The sequence below is a fragment of the Streptomyces goshikiensis genome (assembly GCF_014650555.1).
GTDB classification, from domain to species: domain Bacteria; phylum Actinomycetota; class Actinomycetes; order Streptomycetales; family Streptomycetaceae; genus Streptomyces; species Streptomyces goshikiensis.
In genome coordinates this window covers 160,917-176,258 of sequence record NZ_BMVE01000003.1, presented here as the reverse complement: position 1 = coordinate 176,258, position 15,342 = coordinate 160,917, and the positions used below count along the sequence as shown (strand labels likewise).

Sequence of the window (15,342 nt, the reverse complement as noted above, 5' to 3'; positions counted from 1 at the left end):
CGGCAGATCCACGTGTACGGACCCGGGCAGGACAAATGTCATGCCCGGGGAACCGCCGTCAAGAGGCGACGACCTTCTTGATCTTGCCGTCGATGCCGGCGAGGACGTAGCCGCCCTGGCCGTATTCGTCGCTGAGGTAGGGCCGCATACAGGGGACCTGGTCCATCATCCAGGGCTCGACGATGACGTACCGCGAGGTCGGGTTCGGCATCTTGAGCTCCTTCTTCGACTTCTCCATCAGCTCGGGCAGGGCGTCCCAGCTGACCTTGGACATGTCGATCAGCGGCTCTTCCTCGTCCACCGTGCCGTCGGGGCCGGTCCGCCTGGCCGCGCCGTCGCGGTACTGCCACGCGTCGACGGTCTTGGCGTCGGGCGCGGTGGGGATGGAGGCGAGCACGTACCCGTCGTAGATCCTCAGGTTCACGAAGGTGGTGGTGCCGGTCTTCTCCTTGAACGCCGCCAGCGCGATACGGATGTTGGCGGGGGTGAGCATGCTGCCCTTGGCCGCGGTGTCGGCGCCGGCCTGGGAGGCGCTCGCCTTGGGGCCGGGCGTGGCGCCGGAGCGCGAGCCCGAGCCGGAACCGGAGGCGGGCGCGGAGGCGGAGTGGGAGGCCGTGGAGCCCTTCGCGTCGCCGCCCGAACCGGACCCGCCGCCGGGGAACGCCTGGACGAGGCCGATCACGCCACCGGCGACGGCCACCGTCAGCAGGGCCGCCATCAGCGCCGGCCGGCGGCGCGGGGTGCGCGGCGCCGCGACGGGCGTGGTCGGCGCGTACGGGGATCCGCCGCCAGGGCTGAACGACGGCGCGCTGAACGGCGGCGGGGTCGGCGGCCCGTACTGGCCGAGGACCACGGGCGGCGTGACCGGCGTCGCCCCGCCAAGAGCACTGCTCGCGTTCCGGAGCAGCAGTTCCAGCTGCTCGGCGTCCGGCCGCGCCGCCGGGTCCCGGACCAGCAGCCGCTCCAGTACGGGCCCCAGCGGACCGGACCGGACGGGCACGGGGATCGGGTCGTCGAGCACGGCGACCACGGTGGCCAGGCTGCTGGCCCGGCGCATCGGGTGCACGCCCTCCGCGGCCACGTACAGCAGCATGCCGAGGGACCACAGGTCGGAGGAGGCGAGCCCCTCCTCCCCGCGGACCCGCTCGGGCGCGATGTACTCGGGCGAGCCGATCAGCACCCCGGTGGAGGTCAGCGCGGTCGAACCGTGCAGGGCCGCGATGCCGAAGTCGGTCAGCACGGCCGAGCCGTCGGGCCGCAGCAGCACATTGGCCGGTTTCACATCGCGGTGCAGGACCCCTTCGGCGTGCGCGGCCCGCAGCGCGGACAGCACGTCGAGGCCCAGCCGCAGGACGTCCGCGACCGGCATCGGGCCGGCTTCCAGCCGGTCGTGCAGGGAGCCGCCCTTGACGAGCTCCATCACGATCCACGGGTGGCCGTCCACGCCCTCGGCGGGCTCGACGATGTGGTGGATCGTCACCACGTTCGGGTGCGCGAGCCGGGCCAGCGCCCGGGCCTCGCGGATCGCGCGTTCGCGCAGCTGGGTGGCCAGCCCGGGCTGCGCGGCCGCGGTCGCCGGGTCCGGCGGGCGCACCTCCTTCAACGCCACGTCGCGGTGCAACGCGATGTCGCGGGCGCGCCACACCGTGCCCATGCCGCCGGCGCCCAGCGGGCTGATCAGTTCGAATCGGCCATCGACCAGCTGTCTGCCGGCCTCACTCGTGTCCATGGCCGGTCATCGTAGGCGCCCGGTGTGTCAGCAGCGGCGGCGGTCCACCGTCACCGTGCCCTGGGCGGTGGCCACCGTACGGTCGTAACAACCGCCCGGCGCCCCCGCCCCGTACAGGCGGTGGCGCGCGGTGGTGGTGCCCACCGCGTGCCGCTGGTCGCGCGGGACGTTCGTCGTGTAGGTGGCGTCGCCCGTGTACCGGTCGTCGAGCCGGGAGGAGTCGACCGGGCGGCCGCCGCGCAGGGTGACGGTGTCGGCGCGGTCGCCGAGCGAGAGGACGGTGCGCAGCCGGTCTCCGGCGCCGAGGGTGGTGGCGCCGTCCATGGTGTACGTGCGCTCGGTACGGGTGGTGGTGGCGCCGCGGGTCACGCTCTCCCGGTCGGTCCAGGTGGCGGTGAGCGCGTCCAGGGCCTCGCCGTCGGTCCAGCGGTGGACGGAGGTGCCGCGCACCTCGCGGCCGACGGTGGTGGTGATCCGGCCGTGGGAGGTGTCGAGGTAGCCGGCGACGGTGAGGCGGTGGCCGCCCTCGGTGTCGAGGCGGTGCTCGGTGCCCGGGGTCCAGCGGGAGGAGTTGGCCGGTTCGCCCTCGTCGTGCCGGGTCAGGGCGCCGGTGACGACGGCACGGGCCTCGTCCTGCCACAGCAGCAGGTTGGCCGGGGTGCTCCAGCCGCTCTGGCCGGCCGGGACTCCGGCGACGGAGACCTCGATCCGGTGCGGGCGGCCGTCGTTGAGGAGCGCGGCGTACGGGGTGAGGTCGTAGACGACGGGCTGGACGTCGAAGGCGCGCAGGCCGGGGGTCACGTACCAGAGGAAGGGGTTGGACCAGCCGCCGGTCCAGACGGTGGGGAAGGGCGCGGCGATGCCGGCGAGCTGTCCGTCGACGAGGACGCGGACCTCGCGGTGGGGGCCGTCGGCGGCCTTGCAGGAGTACGGGGCGGCGTCGGGGGTGGTCAGGTACCAGTACTCCTCGCAGCCGCCGCCGGAGCCGGTGGCGTACACCTCGGCGAGGAGCCGTTCGGTGTTGCGGGGGGTGGTGACGGCCGGGGTGGTGAGCGGGAGGACCCGGTCGGGGGTGTCGGGGGCCGCCGGACGGCCGGGGCCGCGCTCGGCGGCGTAGAAGGTGAGGGTGACCTTGACGTCGATGACGCCCGTGTAGGTGTCGTCGACCACGTTGCCGATGAGCATCTCGACGGGCTGCGGGCGGCTCAGGGTGTCCCGGTAGCGGGTGACGTCCTTCTCGACGGCCCAGGTGATGCCGTCGGGCGAGGGCTGGGGGGTGGAGGTACGGAGGATCTCGACGCCGCCGAGGGTGAGGTTGCCGAGGCGGTCGTACTGGCGGCCCTTGACCTTGCCGTCGAGGCGGAGCACGACCTTGGCCCAGGGGGCGGGGCCGCAGGCGGTGGGCGGGGCGTAGTCGCCCCGGTAGGGGGTGAAGTCCCGGAACCGCGCCTCGGCGAGGGTCACCTCGCACGCCCGCGTCCCGGGCCGCGCGACCGCCGGACCGGCGGTGACCGGATCGTGCCAGTCGCTCCCGAACTCGGCGGGCACGTCCCCACCCCCGGCGCCCGCCCCACCAGGCGCGCTGCGCGCGCTGGCGCGCCCCGGACCGGCTGCGGCGACGGCGGCGGCAGGAAGCCCGGCGCCTGCAGTGGCGGACCCTGGACCGGCGGGACCCGCCACGGCCGTGGCGGTGGTGCCGGGGAGCCCGGCCGGGCGGTCGCCGCGCTCGGTGGCGCGCCCCGGACCGGCGGGCGCCGCCACGGCTGCGGCGGTGGCGGGGGCGGCCGCGCTCGCGGGGGCCGCGGCGGCCAGCGTGCCCGCGGCGAGCGCGACCGCGCCGAGCAGGCCCGTGATGTGTCGTCTCATGGGCCCGCAGTGAAACCGGCCCCGGCCCGGGCCCGCCAGAGCGGGCGCCCGGCGCTTGGCCTGATCTCGCCCCTGGGCCCCGGCGGACCGGGGGCATCGGGGCGTACCCGGCCCCTTGACCCCGAGGTCGAGGCCGGCCGGCGCGACGCCGTCGCGGACGGCCGACCCGGCGATGAGGCCGCCGCCCCGTCCCCGATGGGCACCGCGCCGAGCCGCGCCTGGTCCCCGCGTGTGCGGCGGCTCACCGGCCGCCCGGCCCGGACCGGGCGCCCGCCTGGGTCAGTCCCGGGAGTTGCCGAACAGGATCCGGTAGCCGATCAGCAGCACCAGGGAGCCGGCGATGGCGGAGCCCCAGGTGGCGAGGTCGAAGAACTCGTTCTGGATCGGGCGGTCCAGGAACTTGGCGGAGAGCCAGCCGCCGGTGAAGGCGCCGGCGACGCCGATGAGGGTGGTGCCGATCAGGCCACCGGGGTCCCTGCCGGGGAGCAGCACCTTCGCGATCGCGCCCGCCAGCAGTCCGAGGATGATCCAGCTGACTATGCCCATGCCCGTGCACTCCGCTTCGTTCCGTCACGCCCGTCGGTCGGCGCGCTCACCAGCGAGGACGCGAAACGGCCGCGAACGGTTCAGCGCGGCCGCTCACGCCACGGCGCGGACGATCGGCGTCCGGGTCAGCAGCATGACCCCGCGGGCCGCCGCGAACGCGCCGGTCACCGCCAGCAGGACCCCCAGCACCCCGCCCTGGAGGCGTTCGCCGAGCAGGACCATGCCGATGGCGGCCGCGGCCAGCGGATTGGCCAGGTTCACCACGGCCAGCGGTGCGCCCAGCCCGCCCCGGTAGGCCCGCTGGGACAGCAGCATCCCGCCGACCGCGAACACCACCACCAGCAGGGCCACCGCGACGACGCGGAAGCTCAGCAGGGCCCCGCCCCGGCCTCCGGCCACCGCCACGGTCTGGGTCAGGGCGGAGGCCGCCGCGGAGGCCAGGCCGGACGCCGTGGCGTGGCGGAGTCCCGAGCGGGGGTCCCGCCGGGCGGTGAGCAGCAGGATCACGGCGGCGGTGGTGCCGGAGACGGCGAGCGCCTCGGCCAGGCTGAGGGTGTCGTCGGGGGCCGGTCCCGAGGCGGGGAGCAGCAGCAGGCCGAGCCCGGCGACGGTGGCGAGGGTGCCGCGCCATTCGGTGGCCGCCACCCGGCGGCCGGCGCCGCGCGCGCCCAGCGGGACGGCGGCGACGAGGGTGAGCGCGCCCAGCGGCTGGACCAGGGTGAGCGGTCCGTAGCGCAGGGCGGCGGCGTGCAGCAGCGCGGCGGCCGCGTTCAGCCCGGCCGACCACCACCAGCCGCCGGATCCGAGCAGGGCCTTCGCGCTGCGGGCGACGGCGCGCCGGGCGAGGCGTTCCTGGGCCACGGCGGCCGCGGCGTAGGTCACGGCGGAGGCGAGGCACAGCAGGAGGGCGAGGGCGGTGGCGTTCATCTTCCGGCCCCGGCGGTGACGGCCGCGGGCGCGGCGGGAGCGGGGGCAGACACGGCGGCAGCGGGCGCGGGCACGGGAGCAGCGGCCGGGGCGGCGGTGGCCGGCGGGGCCTTCGGGCCCGGGAGGTGTCCGCGTACGACGACGGCGGCGGTACGAGCCGCCACCGGCTTCGGGATCAGCAGCAGCGCCCCGCCGAGCAGCACGGTGGCCACGATCGCGTCGAGCCAGTAGTGGTTGGCGGTGCCCACGACCACCAGCAGCGTCAGCAGCGGGTGCAGCAGCCACAGGGCCCGCCACCGCGACCGGGTCGCGGCGATCATGCCGAGGGCCAGCATCAGGGCCCATCCGAAGTGCAGCGAGGGCATCGCGGCGAACTGGTTGGCCATGGTGTCGGTCGCCGGAGCGGACCCGTACACGCTGGGCCCGTACACCTGGCCGGTGTCCACCAGGTGCGCGGCGCCGAGCATCCGCGGCGGGGCGAGCGGGAAGGTGAGGTGCAGGGCGAGGGCGGCGCCGGTGAGGACGGCGAGCACCCGGCGGGCCCAGAGGTAGTGGGCCGGCCTGCGTACGTACAGCCAGACCAGGAAGAGCGCGGTCGCCGGGAAGTGCACGGCCGCGTAGTAGGTGTTCGCGGTGTGGACGAGGGCGTCCCCGTGCAGCAGGAGCCGCTGTACCGCGCCCTCGCCGGGCAGGTGCAGGGCGCGCTCGGCGTCCCAGATCCATCCGGCGTTGCGGTACGCCTCGTCCGTGCGGCCGGTCGAGAGCGTCCGGCCGGCCTTGTAGACGGCGAACAGGCCCGCGACGAGCAGCAGCTCGCGTATGAGGCGGCGCCGGGCGGCCCGCGGGCCGGGGGGTGGCCCGGCCGGTTTCGTAGGAGAGGTCATCCCCCGGTCTCACTTCCTGTGCAGCACATCGACACGCCAGTGTATCGATACATTCGCGTATCGATACGCAGGTGTAGCGATAAGCTCTTCTTCCCGTACACTCGCCGTACCGACCGAGCCGCCGAGGAGAGCCGCATCCCATGACGTCGACGCCGACCAGCGCGCGCCGCTCCAAGATCAGCCCGGAGCGGGTGCAGGAGTTCTACGACGCCGTGCTGGAACAGCTGCGCGAGCACGGCTACGAGGCCCTGACCATGGAGGGCGTCGCCGCCCGCGCCTGCTGCGGCAAGTCGACGCTCTACCGGCAGTGGAAGAGCAAGCCGCAGCTCGTGGCGGCCGCCCTGCGCGCGAACCGGCAGGGCACGCTGGCCGCCGTGGACACCGGGACCCTGGCGGGCGACCTGCGCGAGGCGGCCCGGATCGCGGCCGGCACCTCGGGGCGCGACACCCGGCTCACCCAGGCCCTCGGGCACGCGGTGCTCAGCGACGAGGAGCTCCAGGCGGCGCTGCGCGAGGCGCTGGTGGAGCCGGAGCTGGCGGCCTTCGACGCGATGGTCGCGCGGGCGGTGGCGCGCGGCGAGATCGGCCCGGACCATCCGGCCGTGGAGTTCCTGCCGGCGCAGCTGATGGGTGTGCTGCGGATCCGCCCGGTCCTGGAGGGCCGCTACGCCGACGCCGACTATCTGGTCCGGTTCGTCGACGCGGCCCTGCTCCCCTCGCTCGGGATCACCCCCTAGAACCGGCGGGCAGCCGTCTCCGATGACCGGACGGCGACCCGCCCGCGCTGCCTCGTGGGGACGGCGGCAGCGCGCCACCCGGACCGGGCGGCGGCCACTCGCGCGACGAGTGACCGCCGCCCGATCTGTGCGGAACCGACGCGGCCCGCGGGGTCAGGAGCAGACGGACCGCGAGGTCAGGAGCGGACGGCTCCCATGATCCGGGCGAACTCCTCCGGGCCCGTCTCGAAGCCGCGTACGGCGCCTTCCAGCGACCAGCTTCCCGAGGCGTCGCGGACGAACTCCGCGACCGTGGCCGCCGTGGCCCCCGCGACGGCGGCGAAGTCGGTCTCGGCGAGGTCCGTGTAGCCCTCGCGGATGCGCAGCCCGGTTCCGGGGATGTCCGCGAAGGTCTTCACACCCTCCCCCGCGCCCGTGCCCGCGTCGGCGTCCTGGATCACGACGCCCACCACCACGCGGACCAACTCGCTCGACATCCGGGTGAGTTCGAGGGTCATCACCTCGTCGAAGCCGAAGCCCTGCCCGGTCTGGCTGTCCCGGTTCAGCGTGATCGTCCCGTCGGGGGCGCGGCTGCCGAAGTGCACGAGGTAGACCGGCTCCCCGTGCGGGTCCGCCGCGCCGTAGACCGCGGCGAGTATGTCCAGGTCGTTCGCGGGCGTGCCCGCCGGGCTGGGATCCCACCGCAGCGCGATCTCCACCTTGGCCAGGCCCTTGCGTACTCCGCTCACCGAACTCCCCCTCCGTGTACCGGGTGTTGCCCTGCCATGCTGTCATGCGCGCGTGAACGGGGGGCGAAGCACCGTACGTTCCAGGCCAGTCGGGTCACTGCCCGAGGTCGACCCGTACGGTCTCCACCCAGCTCGGCGGCTCCGGCGCGGCAGCCCCGATCAGCGCGGCGATCAGCCGGCAGGACGGGGTCTCGGCCGGCCAGGGCGTGTACCCGTCGGTCAGGACGACGACGATGTTCGGCCGGTCGGGCAGGGCCAGCGCGGCACTGATGCCGACGGTCATGTCGGTGCCGCCGCCCCCGGCCAGGGTCACCTGCTCGGCGCTGGTCACCCGGGTCACGGCGTGCACGTCGGCGTCGCAGGCCAGGATGGCGACCCGGTGGGCGCCGACCCCCACCTCCCGCAGCACACCGGTGACTTCGGCGAGCGCGGCGGCGAGGTCGTCCTCGCCCATCGACCCCGAGGTGTCGATGACGATCGCCACCCGGGGCAGCGGCCTGCGCAGGCTGGGCAGCACCACGCGGCCGCCGAGCGCGGGCGTGCGGCGCGAGGGGCGGCGGTAGGTGTAGTCCACCGCGCCCGCCGCCCAGGCGGTGGCCTCCCGTACCGCGCCGGACAGCGCCCGGCGCCAGTCGACGGTGGGTTCCAGCAGCTGCTCCGCCCAGCGCCGCCAGCCGGCCGGGACGCTGCCCCGGGCGCGCTGGTGGGCCCGGACGGCCTCGGCGGTCTGGCGGCGCAGCGCCTCGGCCTCCACGGCGCCGATCCGGGCCGGGCCGGCGGCCTCGCCCAGTTCCCAGGGCATCGGGGTGCCGTGCGCGCCGGATCCGCAGTCCGCGCCGTGCGGGGGCGAGGCCGGGATGGCGGGCAGGTAGCTTTCGAACATGCCGCCCGCGGGCAGGCCGAAGTCCCTTGGCTCGACCCGGCCTTCGGGCAGCCGCAGCCCGTCGGCGAGCAGGTCGTCGTTGATCTCGCAGTCCTGGGCGAGGTTGACGCGGAGGTGGTCGCGCTGGTCGGCGGCCGGGAGCCGGCCGGCCCGCGCGTGGTGGTCGCGGAGCAGGTGGGCGACCTCGTGGATCCACACCCCGGCCAGCTCGGTGACGGGCGTCGCGTCGACGAAGGCGGGCGCCACGTAGCAGCGCCAGTGCCGGTCGACGCCCATGGTGGGGACGCGCCCGGACGGGACCACCGTCAGCGCGTACAGGGCGGAGGCGAGGTACGGGCGGTCCTGGGCGGCCTTGAAGCGGGCGGCGAGCAGCTTCGCCCGGTCCAGGCCGGCGGCGGTGCTCATGCGGTACCGCCCCGGCCTCAGCCGCCGCCGGGCAGCGCGCCCGCGAGCTGGAGCAGCTCCACGAAGGCGTCGATCCCGGCGGGGACGGGCCAGTCCGGGTGGCGCATCGCCGCGAGGTCGGCGGCCGCCCGCGCGGCCACGTCGGGTACGCCCGCCTCCACCGCCTTGGCCAGGACCGCCCAGCCGGCCTCCCAGCGGGGGCGGGTGAGCTCGCTCTGGACGGCCGCGACCACGGCGATGAGGAAGGCGAGCTGCCGGTCGCCGCGCCCGGGCAGCGCGAAGGCGTCCGGGTCGGCGAGCACCCGGTCCGGGTCGGGCAGGTCGAGGTGTTCCATGTACGAGAGCAGCTCGATGCCGGTGGCTTCCCCGACGGCCCCGGTGAGGGCGGTGGCCAGCGCCTCGCGGCCCGCGCCGGCCGCGTATCCGGCGGCCAGCAGCCGCAGTGCCATCTCCCAGGTCCGCGGCGAGGGCCAGGCCCGGCCGCGGCCCTCGGCCTCCTTCGGCATGTGGTGCACGAGGCCCGGCCGGGCCGTCAGGAATCCGGAGATCACACCGCGGGCGCGGGCGGCGGAGCCGGAGATCCGGGCGGGGTCGACGGCGGGGATCGCGACCTCGGGCCAGGTTCCGGCCATGCCGCGGGCCACGGTGCGGGGGTCGTGGGTCCAGTCGAGGTGTACGAACCGGTTGGCCAGCGGCGGGCTGAGGTGCCAGCCGTCGGCCGCGCTGGACGGCGGATTGGCCGCGGCGACGATCCGCACCGACGCGGGCAGGACGAGGCTGCCGACGCGGCGCTCCAGCACCACGCGCAGCAGGGCGGCCTGCACGGCCGGCGGGGCGGAGGACAGCTCGTCGAAGAACAGCAGCCCGTGGCCGGTGCGGGCGAGGCGGACCGCCCAGTCCGGCGGGGCCATGGGGACGCCAGTGGTGGCGGGGTCGTCGCCGACGATGGGCAGCCCCGCGAAGTCGGAGGGCTCGTGGACGCTGGCGATGACGCTCTCCAGCCCGACGCCGAGGGCGGCGGCGAGCTGTTCCATGCCGGCGGACTTGCCGATGCCGGGCTCGCCCCACAGCAGGACGGGCTGATTGGCCGTCACGGCCAGCGCGAGCGCCTCCAGTTGGGGGTTGACGGCGGGCTCGGTCCGGGTGCCGCCCAGCCGGGCGTTGAGGGCGTCGGCGGCGGCGAGGGCGCGCGGGCCGCCCTGCGGATGCGGCTGGGAACTCATGCGTCGTCGTCCTCGTCCTGCTCGTCGTGCTCGTCGCGGTCCTGCACGTACTCGTCCCACCAGTCGGCGCCGATGCCGGGGAACTCCTCGTCCACCCGGCGCCGCAGGAAGGCCAGGTCGGAGCGCTTGTAGCGGCGGATCTCCTGGGCGAGGGACAGTTCCATCTCGTCGATGACGTCGATCCGGGACCCGGCCGCGAGCAGCGCCCGGACCAGCTCCGCGGAGCCGCCCCAGTGCACCGCCGACTGGAGCGGGGTGCGCTGGTTGACGTCCTTGGACTCCAGGTCGAGCCCGGCCGCCAGCAGCCTGGGCAGCAGCGGCTCGTGGTCGAGGAGGTGGAGCAGGTGGAGCAGTCCGCGCCGCCGCCCGTCCCGGATCCGGGGGCTGACACCGGCGTCCAGCAGGGCCAGGACGGCCGGGGTGTCGCCGTGCTGGGCCCGCAGGAAGAACTCCCGGTGCTCGGCGCGCAGGGCGCGCGGCAGCCGCCCCTCCCCCGTGATCCAGGTCGCTTCCACGGCGAAGCAGCCGCTGACGGCGCCGCCGAACGCCCGCAGCGCGCGCTCGCGCTGCTGCTCCTCGGGGGTGTGCGGCATCTCCAGCAGGCCGCCGCGCGAGCGGACCTCGTGCCAGCCGCCCCCGCAGCGCACCCGCACCGGCTTGCTCCGCGCCGGGCCGGGCGGCCCGACGGCGGGTCCGGCGGCCGGGAACAGGGCACCGGCGACGAGGGGGTGGAGTTCGCGCGGGGTGATCCGCCCGAGCCGTACGAGTTCGAGGTCGGGCAGCCGCTTCCAGGCGTACTCCGGCAGCCGGGCGACGCGCGCCGCCTCCTCCCGCTGCTCGACGTACCGGGCCCGGATCGGGCCGTCGGAGCCGTGCGGGGCCTCGCCGACCGCGTCGAGCCGGATGATGCGGTAGGGGGAGTGGACCCGGAACGCGCCGCCGGCCCCGGCCGCCGCGAGCCCCCGTACCCCGGACCGCAGCCGGGTCAGGTCGAGGGCGTTGGTCGCGAGGACCGACTCCGGGGTCACCGGGCGGCCGTAGGCCCTGGTGCGCTCGGGGGCGGTCAGGTCGCGCTCGATGCCCGCGGCCGCGTAGGCCTCGGCGTGGTCGCCGCGGGCCTGGAGGAGGGTGACCCACTCGGCGGTCGCCGCGGGGTCGCCGGGCCCGGGCTCCGCGTGGGGCAGCTCGTCGGGGCCGAGCGGGGTGCCGTCGGCGCGGAAGAAGGGCAGCCGGCCGTCGTCCGCGCCGAGGAGTGCGCGCAGCGCGCCGGCGCGGCGGGCGTCCCAGAGCGGCCGGGCCGCGCTCCAGTCCTCCACGGCGAAGCCGGTGTACGGGACGTAGGGCTGCACGGGGCGGACCGGTTCGCACAGCAGCCGCAGCCGCTGCGGCCCCTCGGTCATCGCGGGGGTGGCGACGCAGAGGGTGGGCGCGTCGGGGCGGGGGCCGTAGGCGGCGAGCAGGACCCGGAGGTCGGTGGCGATCGTCGTACGGCCGCCCAGCCCGCGGGGCAGGTGCCAGCGCAGCAGGTCGGGCACCAGGTGCCGGAGGTCTTCCTCCAGGGCTTCGGCGACGGCCGAGCCGTGGCGCGCGGCGATGTCGGCCGGGTCGAAGCGGATGTCCACGGCCGCGGCGGCGCAGGCCGCGCGCCAGTCGCCGGCGAGCCGGTGCGCGGTGGCGCGCTCGATCATCCAGCCGGGTACGGCGTGGCGGCGGATCCGCTGCCAGGTCGAGGCGTCCTCGGGCAGGACGCCGCCGGGCAGGGCCCCAGCGGGCAGGGCGCCGCTCATCGGTACACGCTGCCGATGGCGCGCAGGTCCGGGTGGGTGGCGCGGGCGGGGCGCAGGCGTTCGGCGAAGGAGCGCTTGACGCGGCGGGGCAGGCCGGGGCCGAGGCCGACGTACTCCAGCGGGGAGCCGGCGGGCACCGCGGCCAGCAGGGCCTTCGCGCCGCGTCCGGTGAGTCCGGTGTGGCGCAGCTCCAGACGGCGCAGGGGGCTGCCGGGGAGCGCGGCGGCCAGCGCGCGGACGCCCTCGTCGCCGGTGGAGTTGCCGTCGGAGCCGAGGCTGCGTTCGGACATCGCGCGGCCGAGGTCCAGGGTGTCGATGCCGCCGAGGGCGTCGGCGAGGGAGCGGGCGCCGGCCGGGCCGATGCCGTTGCCGCCGAGGCCGAGGCGGACGGGGCGGGTGGGGTCGGCGGCCGCCGCGGCGGCGAGGACGGCCGTGCCGGCGTCGCCGAGGTGGTTGGCGGGGAGGTACAGCTCGCGGACCCCGGCGTCGCGGATGAGGGCGGCGAGCAGCGGCGCGTCGGCGGCGGTGAGGCCGTTGCCGCCGAGGAACAGCCGCTCCAGGGGGGCTTCGCGGTGGATGAGGGCGTCGAGGACGGCGCGTACGCCTTCGGCCCCGATGCCGGTGTTCACCAGGTCGAGGGTGCGCAGGGTGGTGTTGCGGCGCAGCAGGGCGGCGAGGGTCCGGGCGCCGTCTTCGAGGACGGGGTTCCGCTTGAGCCAGAGGGCGCGGACGGTGGTGTCGTCGGCGAGGGCCCCGGCCAGGGCGCTCACCCCGTCCGGGCCGATCCGGTTGCAGCCGAGGTAGAGGGTGTGCAGCCCGTGCCCCCCGGCCAGCGAGCGGGCCAGGGCGCGGGCACCGTCGTCCCCGATGGAGTTGGTGCCGAGCAGCAGGTGCCGGGCGTGCGCGGAGGCGGCGGCCACCGGCAGCAGCCGCGCCGCGCCGGCCGGGCCGAGGCCCTGCTTGCACAGGTCGACGCGGCCGTCGCCGCGGAGGGTGCCGAGCGGGAACTCCTCGTCGGCGTCGACGCGTTCGGCCGCGGCGAGCCGCGCGAGCAGCGGATCGAGCCCCGCCGGGTCGGCGAGCGGAAGCTCGGGGTGCTCGATCACGGGGCAGCGTACGGGTGTCGGCTGTGTCATCACCACTCCACCGGTCCTTCGCCGGTGCCCGGCGTCCACAACGACATGAAGAAGACGCAAGACCGGTCGGATTCGAACCGACGTCCTCCAGCTCGATGCGTGGGCGCGACGACCTCTGCGCTACGGCCTTGCTGTCCGCGATCATACCGACCGCCTGACCCGAACTCGATCACCAGTTTGACCAATTCCCGCCCACCGATGGGGACATACGCCCCCCTGTGGGACATTCCGCCTCGCGGCGCCCCTGACGCCCCGTGACCGTCCGCGGCCCTGCCGCCCCGCCGCCGACGGCGGCGCGAGCGGCAGGAGCGGGGCCGTACGCCGAACACCTCGCGGCGGGGCTACCAGTCGCCGTCCCGGACGGGTTTGCCCGGCCTCGGGGTGGGGCCGAGCGGGGTGATCTGGTGCGGGGCCGGCGGGTTCCAGGGGGTGTGGTCGTCGCCGAGCCAGTCGCCGACCGGTTTGACCTGGCCCAGGGTTCCGGCCGGCGGGAGGTCGTGGCCGCTCTCGTCGTAGTAGTCGAACCAGGGCAGTCCGGCCCTGGTGTACGCGGCCCGGTCGACCGGTGAGGGCGGCGGCTCCTCCCCGGTGATCCGGCGCCACGCCGGCGGGGTGACCAGGTGGACGAAGATCCGCGCGGCGGGCTCCGGCGCCCAGGCGGACAGGGCCCGGTCGTCGCGGTAGACCTCCTGCTGCATCGAGCCGCCGACACCCAGCCCCATCGCGGGCGCGGCGGGCGCGGCGCCCGGGGCGGCCGGGGCCGCCGCCCGCATCGGCGGCGGGGCCCCGTAGCCACCGAAACCCCCGGAGGGAGCCGGCGGGCCCCCGTACAGCCCGCCACCGCCCGGCGCGGGCGGCGGCGGAGGCAGCAGCCGGGCCCGCTCCCCTTCCCGCCATCGCTCCAGTGCCTGCGGGCCGAGCGGGAACGCCTGGAGCTGGACCCCGCCGGTGGTCTCCTCGCCGGTGACCTGCCCCTCCACCGTCGCGCCGAGCCCGAGCGGCACCGCCACGAACTGCCGTACCGTCCCGTCGCCCGAGTTGATCCCGTCGAGCCAGGGCTGCCGGGGCAGCACCACGTAGTTCTGCGGGTCGCGCGCGAGCCGCCCCGACCAGCGCTCGCCCGACACCGCGCACACCTTGCCCACGCCGACCTGGAGCGCGGCCGGCTCACGGGTCCCGGCGAAGCTCAGCCACATCGCCTCGCGCAGGTACACCGGCAGCATCACGCCACCTTTGGCCAGCCACTCCCCCGGCACCGTGTCCGGATAGTCCTCGACCCGCCGCAGGGGAAACTCCCCCAAATTCGGCGGCAATGCGTGCGTACCCGATTCCGGAAGTCGCAATGTCCTGATGAAACGGACATGTACCCCATCACCCAGCAGCAGCGTATTGCCGTCGACCCTGATCGAACCCGTCACCACTCCCCGCCCCCTTCTCCCTGCAAGATCCATATCCGTCGAAGATCCTCCGGGAGATCCAGATCGTTATCCTCAAATTTCGCTCAGATGCCGTGACACCGCGCCGGAGCCTTCCTAGCTTCCTCATACACGCGCCAAGCCGAACCCCTGGTTCCGCTCGTGAACGAGTTATCCAATTCTCCTGATCCACCCGTTTCACCCGTTTCACCCTGCCCGCGATTCCCGCGTGACCCGCGTGACCCGTGTTCCCGAGGAAAGAGTCCAGCATGAAGGTTTCCAAGGCCGGTGCGGTCGCCGCGACCATCGCGGTCGCCCTGACCGCCTCCGGGTGTGCGGAGGACGCCAAGGAGCCCATCGCGATCGGCATCAAGTTCGACCAGCCCGGCATCGGGTTCCGCGAGCAGGACGGCACCTTCACCGGTTTCGACGTCGACGTGGCCACGTACGTCGCCAAGCAGCTCGGCTACAAGGCGAACGAGATCGAGTTCAAGCAGGTCTTCAGCTCCGACCGGGAACTGCTGATCCAGTACAACGAGGTCGACTTCGTCGCCGCCAGCTACTCGATCAGCGACAAGCGCAAGGAGAAGGTCGACTTCGCCGGCCCCTACTTCATCGCGCACCAGGACCTGCTCGTCCGCGCCGACGACGCCTCCGTCACCAAGGCCGAGGACCTCAACAGCAAGAAGCTGTGCTCCGTCACCGGCTCGACCTCGGCCGAGAAGGTCAAGGCCCTCGCCCCCAAGGCCAGCGTGATGGAGCTGGAGGGCTACTCGGAGTGCCTGGTCGCCGTCCAGGACGGCTCGGCCGACGCCATGACCACCGACAACTCCATCCTGGCCGGCTACGCCGCCAAGAAGGAGAACACGGGCAAGTTCAAGCTGATCGGGCTGAGCCTGAGCAACGAGAACTACGGCATCGGCGTCAAGAAGGGCAACAAGGAACTCCAGAAGAAGATCAACGCCGCTCTCACCAAGATGGTGACGGACGGATCCTGGGAAGCGGCCGTGAAGAAGAACTTCGGCCCGGCGAACTACAAGTACGAGCCCGCCCCCATGGTCACGTCGGGCAACTGA

At 75.1% G+C, this 15,342-nt stretch carries 13 protein-coding genes and 1 pseudogene; 2 read left to right on the top strand and 12 right to left on the bottom strand.

Translation table 11 applies throughout. From position 1 onward, the window contains the following. Positions 1-58: 58 nt before the first annotated feature. The 5 genes from IE248_RS10905 to IE248_RS10885 all read right to left on the bottom strand — a co-directional run bounded on the left by IE248_RS10905 (position 59) and on the right by IE248_RS10885 (position 5,952). Entirely contained in the window at positions 59-1,729 is a 1,671-nt protein-coding gene (locus tag IE248_RS10905) for a serine/threonine-protein kinase (protein WP_190030602.1), read from the bottom strand. A 27-nt stretch (positions 1,730-1,756) separates the two neighbouring features. Then, positions 1,757-3,595, bottom strand: a complete 1,839-nt coding sequence (locus IE248_RS10900; protein ID WP_229895248.1) for a peptide-N4-asparagine amidase — start codon at positions 3,593-3,595, stop codon at positions 1,757-1,759. A gap of 279 nt (positions 3,596-3,874) precedes the next feature. Then, complete coding sequence (locus IE248_RS10895) at positions 3,875-4,141, bottom strand: GlsB/YeaQ/YmgE family stress response membrane protein (RefSeq protein WP_037798748.1); 267 nt, start codon at positions 4,139-4,141, stop codon at positions 3,875-3,877. A 93-nt stretch (positions 4,142-4,234) separates the two neighbouring features. Then, positions 4,235-5,068 carry a hypothetical protein gene (locus IE248_RS10890; protein WP_190030601.1) on the bottom strand — a complete coding sequence of 278 codons (834 nt, stop codon included), beginning with the start codon at positions 5,066-5,068 and terminating at the stop codon, positions 4,235-4,237. Next, entirely contained in the window at positions 5,065-5,952 is an 888-nt protein-coding gene (locus IE248_RS10885) for a phosphatase PAP2 family protein (RefSeq protein ID WP_190030600.1), read from the bottom strand. The genes IE248_RS10890 and IE248_RS10885 overlap by 4 nt, the downstream gene beginning before the upstream one ends. A 140-nt stretch (positions 5,953-6,092) precedes the next feature. On the opposite strand from IE248_RS10885, the gene IE248_RS10880 reads away from it, so the two are divergent. Next, entirely contained in the window at positions 6,093-6,689 is a 597-nt protein-coding gene (locus IE248_RS10880) for a TetR/AcrR family transcriptional regulator (RefSeq protein WP_037798745.1), read from the top strand. 176 nt (positions 6,690-6,865) lie between these two features. Here the strand turns inward: IE248_RS10880 and IE248_RS10875 are convergent, their stop codons facing one another. The 7 genes and pseudogenes from IE248_RS10875 to IE248_RS10845 all read right to left on the bottom strand — a co-directional run bounded on the left by IE248_RS10875 (position 6,866) and on the right by IE248_RS10845 (position 14,302). Next, positions 6,866-7,417, bottom strand: a complete 552-nt coding sequence (locus IE248_RS10875) for a TerD family protein (RefSeq protein ID WP_073798546.1) — start codon at positions 7,415-7,417, stop codon at positions 6,866-6,868. Between the two features lie 94 nt (positions 7,418-7,511). Then, positions 7,512-8,705: a vWA domain-containing protein gene (locus tag IE248_RS10870; protein WP_190030599.1), complete on the bottom strand. Its 1,194-nt coding sequence runs from the start codon at positions 8,703-8,705 to the stop codon at positions 7,512-7,514. Between the two features lie 17 nt (positions 8,706-8,722). Further along, positions 8,723-9,928, bottom strand: coding sequence for an AAA family ATPase (locus IE248_RS10865; protein WP_037798741.1), 1,206 nt, complete (start codon positions 9,926-9,928; stop codon positions 8,723-8,725). Further along, complete coding sequence (locus IE248_RS10860) at positions 9,925-11,715, bottom strand: ankyrin repeat domain-containing protein (RefSeq protein WP_190030598.1); 1,791 nt, start codon at positions 11,713-11,715, stop codon at positions 9,925-9,927. The genes IE248_RS10865 and IE248_RS10860 overlap by 4 nt, the downstream gene beginning before the upstream one ends. Beyond that, on the bottom strand, positions 11,712-12,851 hold the full coding sequence (locus IE248_RS10855) for a leucine-rich repeat domain-containing protein (protein ID WP_073798543.1): 1,140 nt from the start codon (positions 12,849-12,851) through the stop codon (positions 11,712-11,714). The genes IE248_RS10860 and IE248_RS10855 overlap by 4 nt, the downstream gene beginning before the upstream one ends. 57 nt (positions 12,852-12,908) lie before the next feature. Then, positions 12,909-12,981 (bottom strand): annotated as a pseudogene (locus IE248_RS10850). A gap of 211 nt (positions 12,982-13,192) precedes the next feature. Then, positions 13,193-14,302: a hypothetical protein gene (locus IE248_RS10845; protein ID WP_373301505.1), complete on the bottom strand. Its 1,110-nt coding sequence runs from the start codon at positions 14,300-14,302 to the stop codon at positions 13,193-13,195. Positions 14,303-14,535: 233 nt separating this feature from the next. On the opposite strand from IE248_RS10845, the gene IE248_RS10840 reads away from it, so the two are divergent. Beyond that, positions 14,536-15,342, top strand: a complete 807-nt coding sequence (locus IE248_RS10840) for a glutamate ABC transporter substrate-binding protein (protein ID WP_073798542.1) — start codon at positions 14,536-14,538, stop codon at positions 15,340-15,342.

What these genes read in the sequence shown, in the direction of transcription:
- IE248_RS10905 (WP_190030602.1), bottom strand. Translation starts at nt 1,729, where the DNA reads ATGGACACGAGTGAGGCCGGCAGACAGCTGGTCGATGGCCGATTCGAA.
- IE248_RS10900 (WP_229895248.1), bottom strand. Translation starts at nt 3,595, where the DNA reads ATGAGACGACACATCACGGGCCTGCTCGGCGCGGTCGCGCTCGCCGCG.
- IE248_RS10895 (WP_037798748.1), bottom strand. Translation starts at nt 4,141, where the DNA reads ATGGGCATAGTCAGCTGGATCATCCTCGGACTGCTGGCGGGCGCGATC.
- IE248_RS10890 (WP_190030601.1), bottom strand. Translation starts at nt 5,068, where the DNA reads ATGAACGCCACCGCCCTCGCCCTCCTGCTGTGCCTCGCCTCCGCCGTG.
- IE248_RS10885 (WP_190030600.1), bottom strand. Translation starts at nt 5,952, where the DNA reads ATGACCTCTCCTACGAAACCGGCCGGGCCACCCCCCGGCCCGCGGGCC.
- IE248_RS10880 (WP_037798745.1), top strand. Translation starts at nt 6,093, where the DNA reads ATGACGTCGACGCCGACCAGCGCGCGCCGCTCCAAGATCAGCCCGGAG.
- IE248_RS10870 (WP_190030599.1), bottom strand. Translation starts at nt 8,705, where the DNA reads ATGAGCACCGCCGCCGGCCTGGACCGGGCGAAGCTGCTCGCCGCCCGC.
- IE248_RS10865 (WP_037798741.1), bottom strand. Translation starts at nt 9,928, where the DNA reads ATGAGTTCCCAGCCGCATCCGCAGGGCGGCCCGCGCGCCCTCGCCGCC.
- IE248_RS10860 (WP_190030598.1), bottom strand. Translation starts at nt 11,715, where the DNA reads ATGAGCGGCGCCCTGCCCGCTGGGGCCCTGCCCGGCGGCGTCCTGCCC.
- IE248_RS10855 (WP_073798543.1), bottom strand. Translation starts at nt 12,851, where the DNA reads ATGACACAGCCGACACCCGTACGCTGCCCCGTGATCGAGCACCCCGAG.
- IE248_RS10845 (WP_373301505.1), bottom strand. Translation starts at nt 14,302, where the DNA reads ATGGATCTTGCAGGGAGAAGGGGGCGGGGAGTGGTGACGGGTTCGATC.
- IE248_RS10840 (WP_073798542.1), top strand. Translation starts at nt 14,536, where the DNA reads ATGAAGGTTTCCAAGGCCGGTGCGGTCGCCGCGACCATCGCGGTCGCC.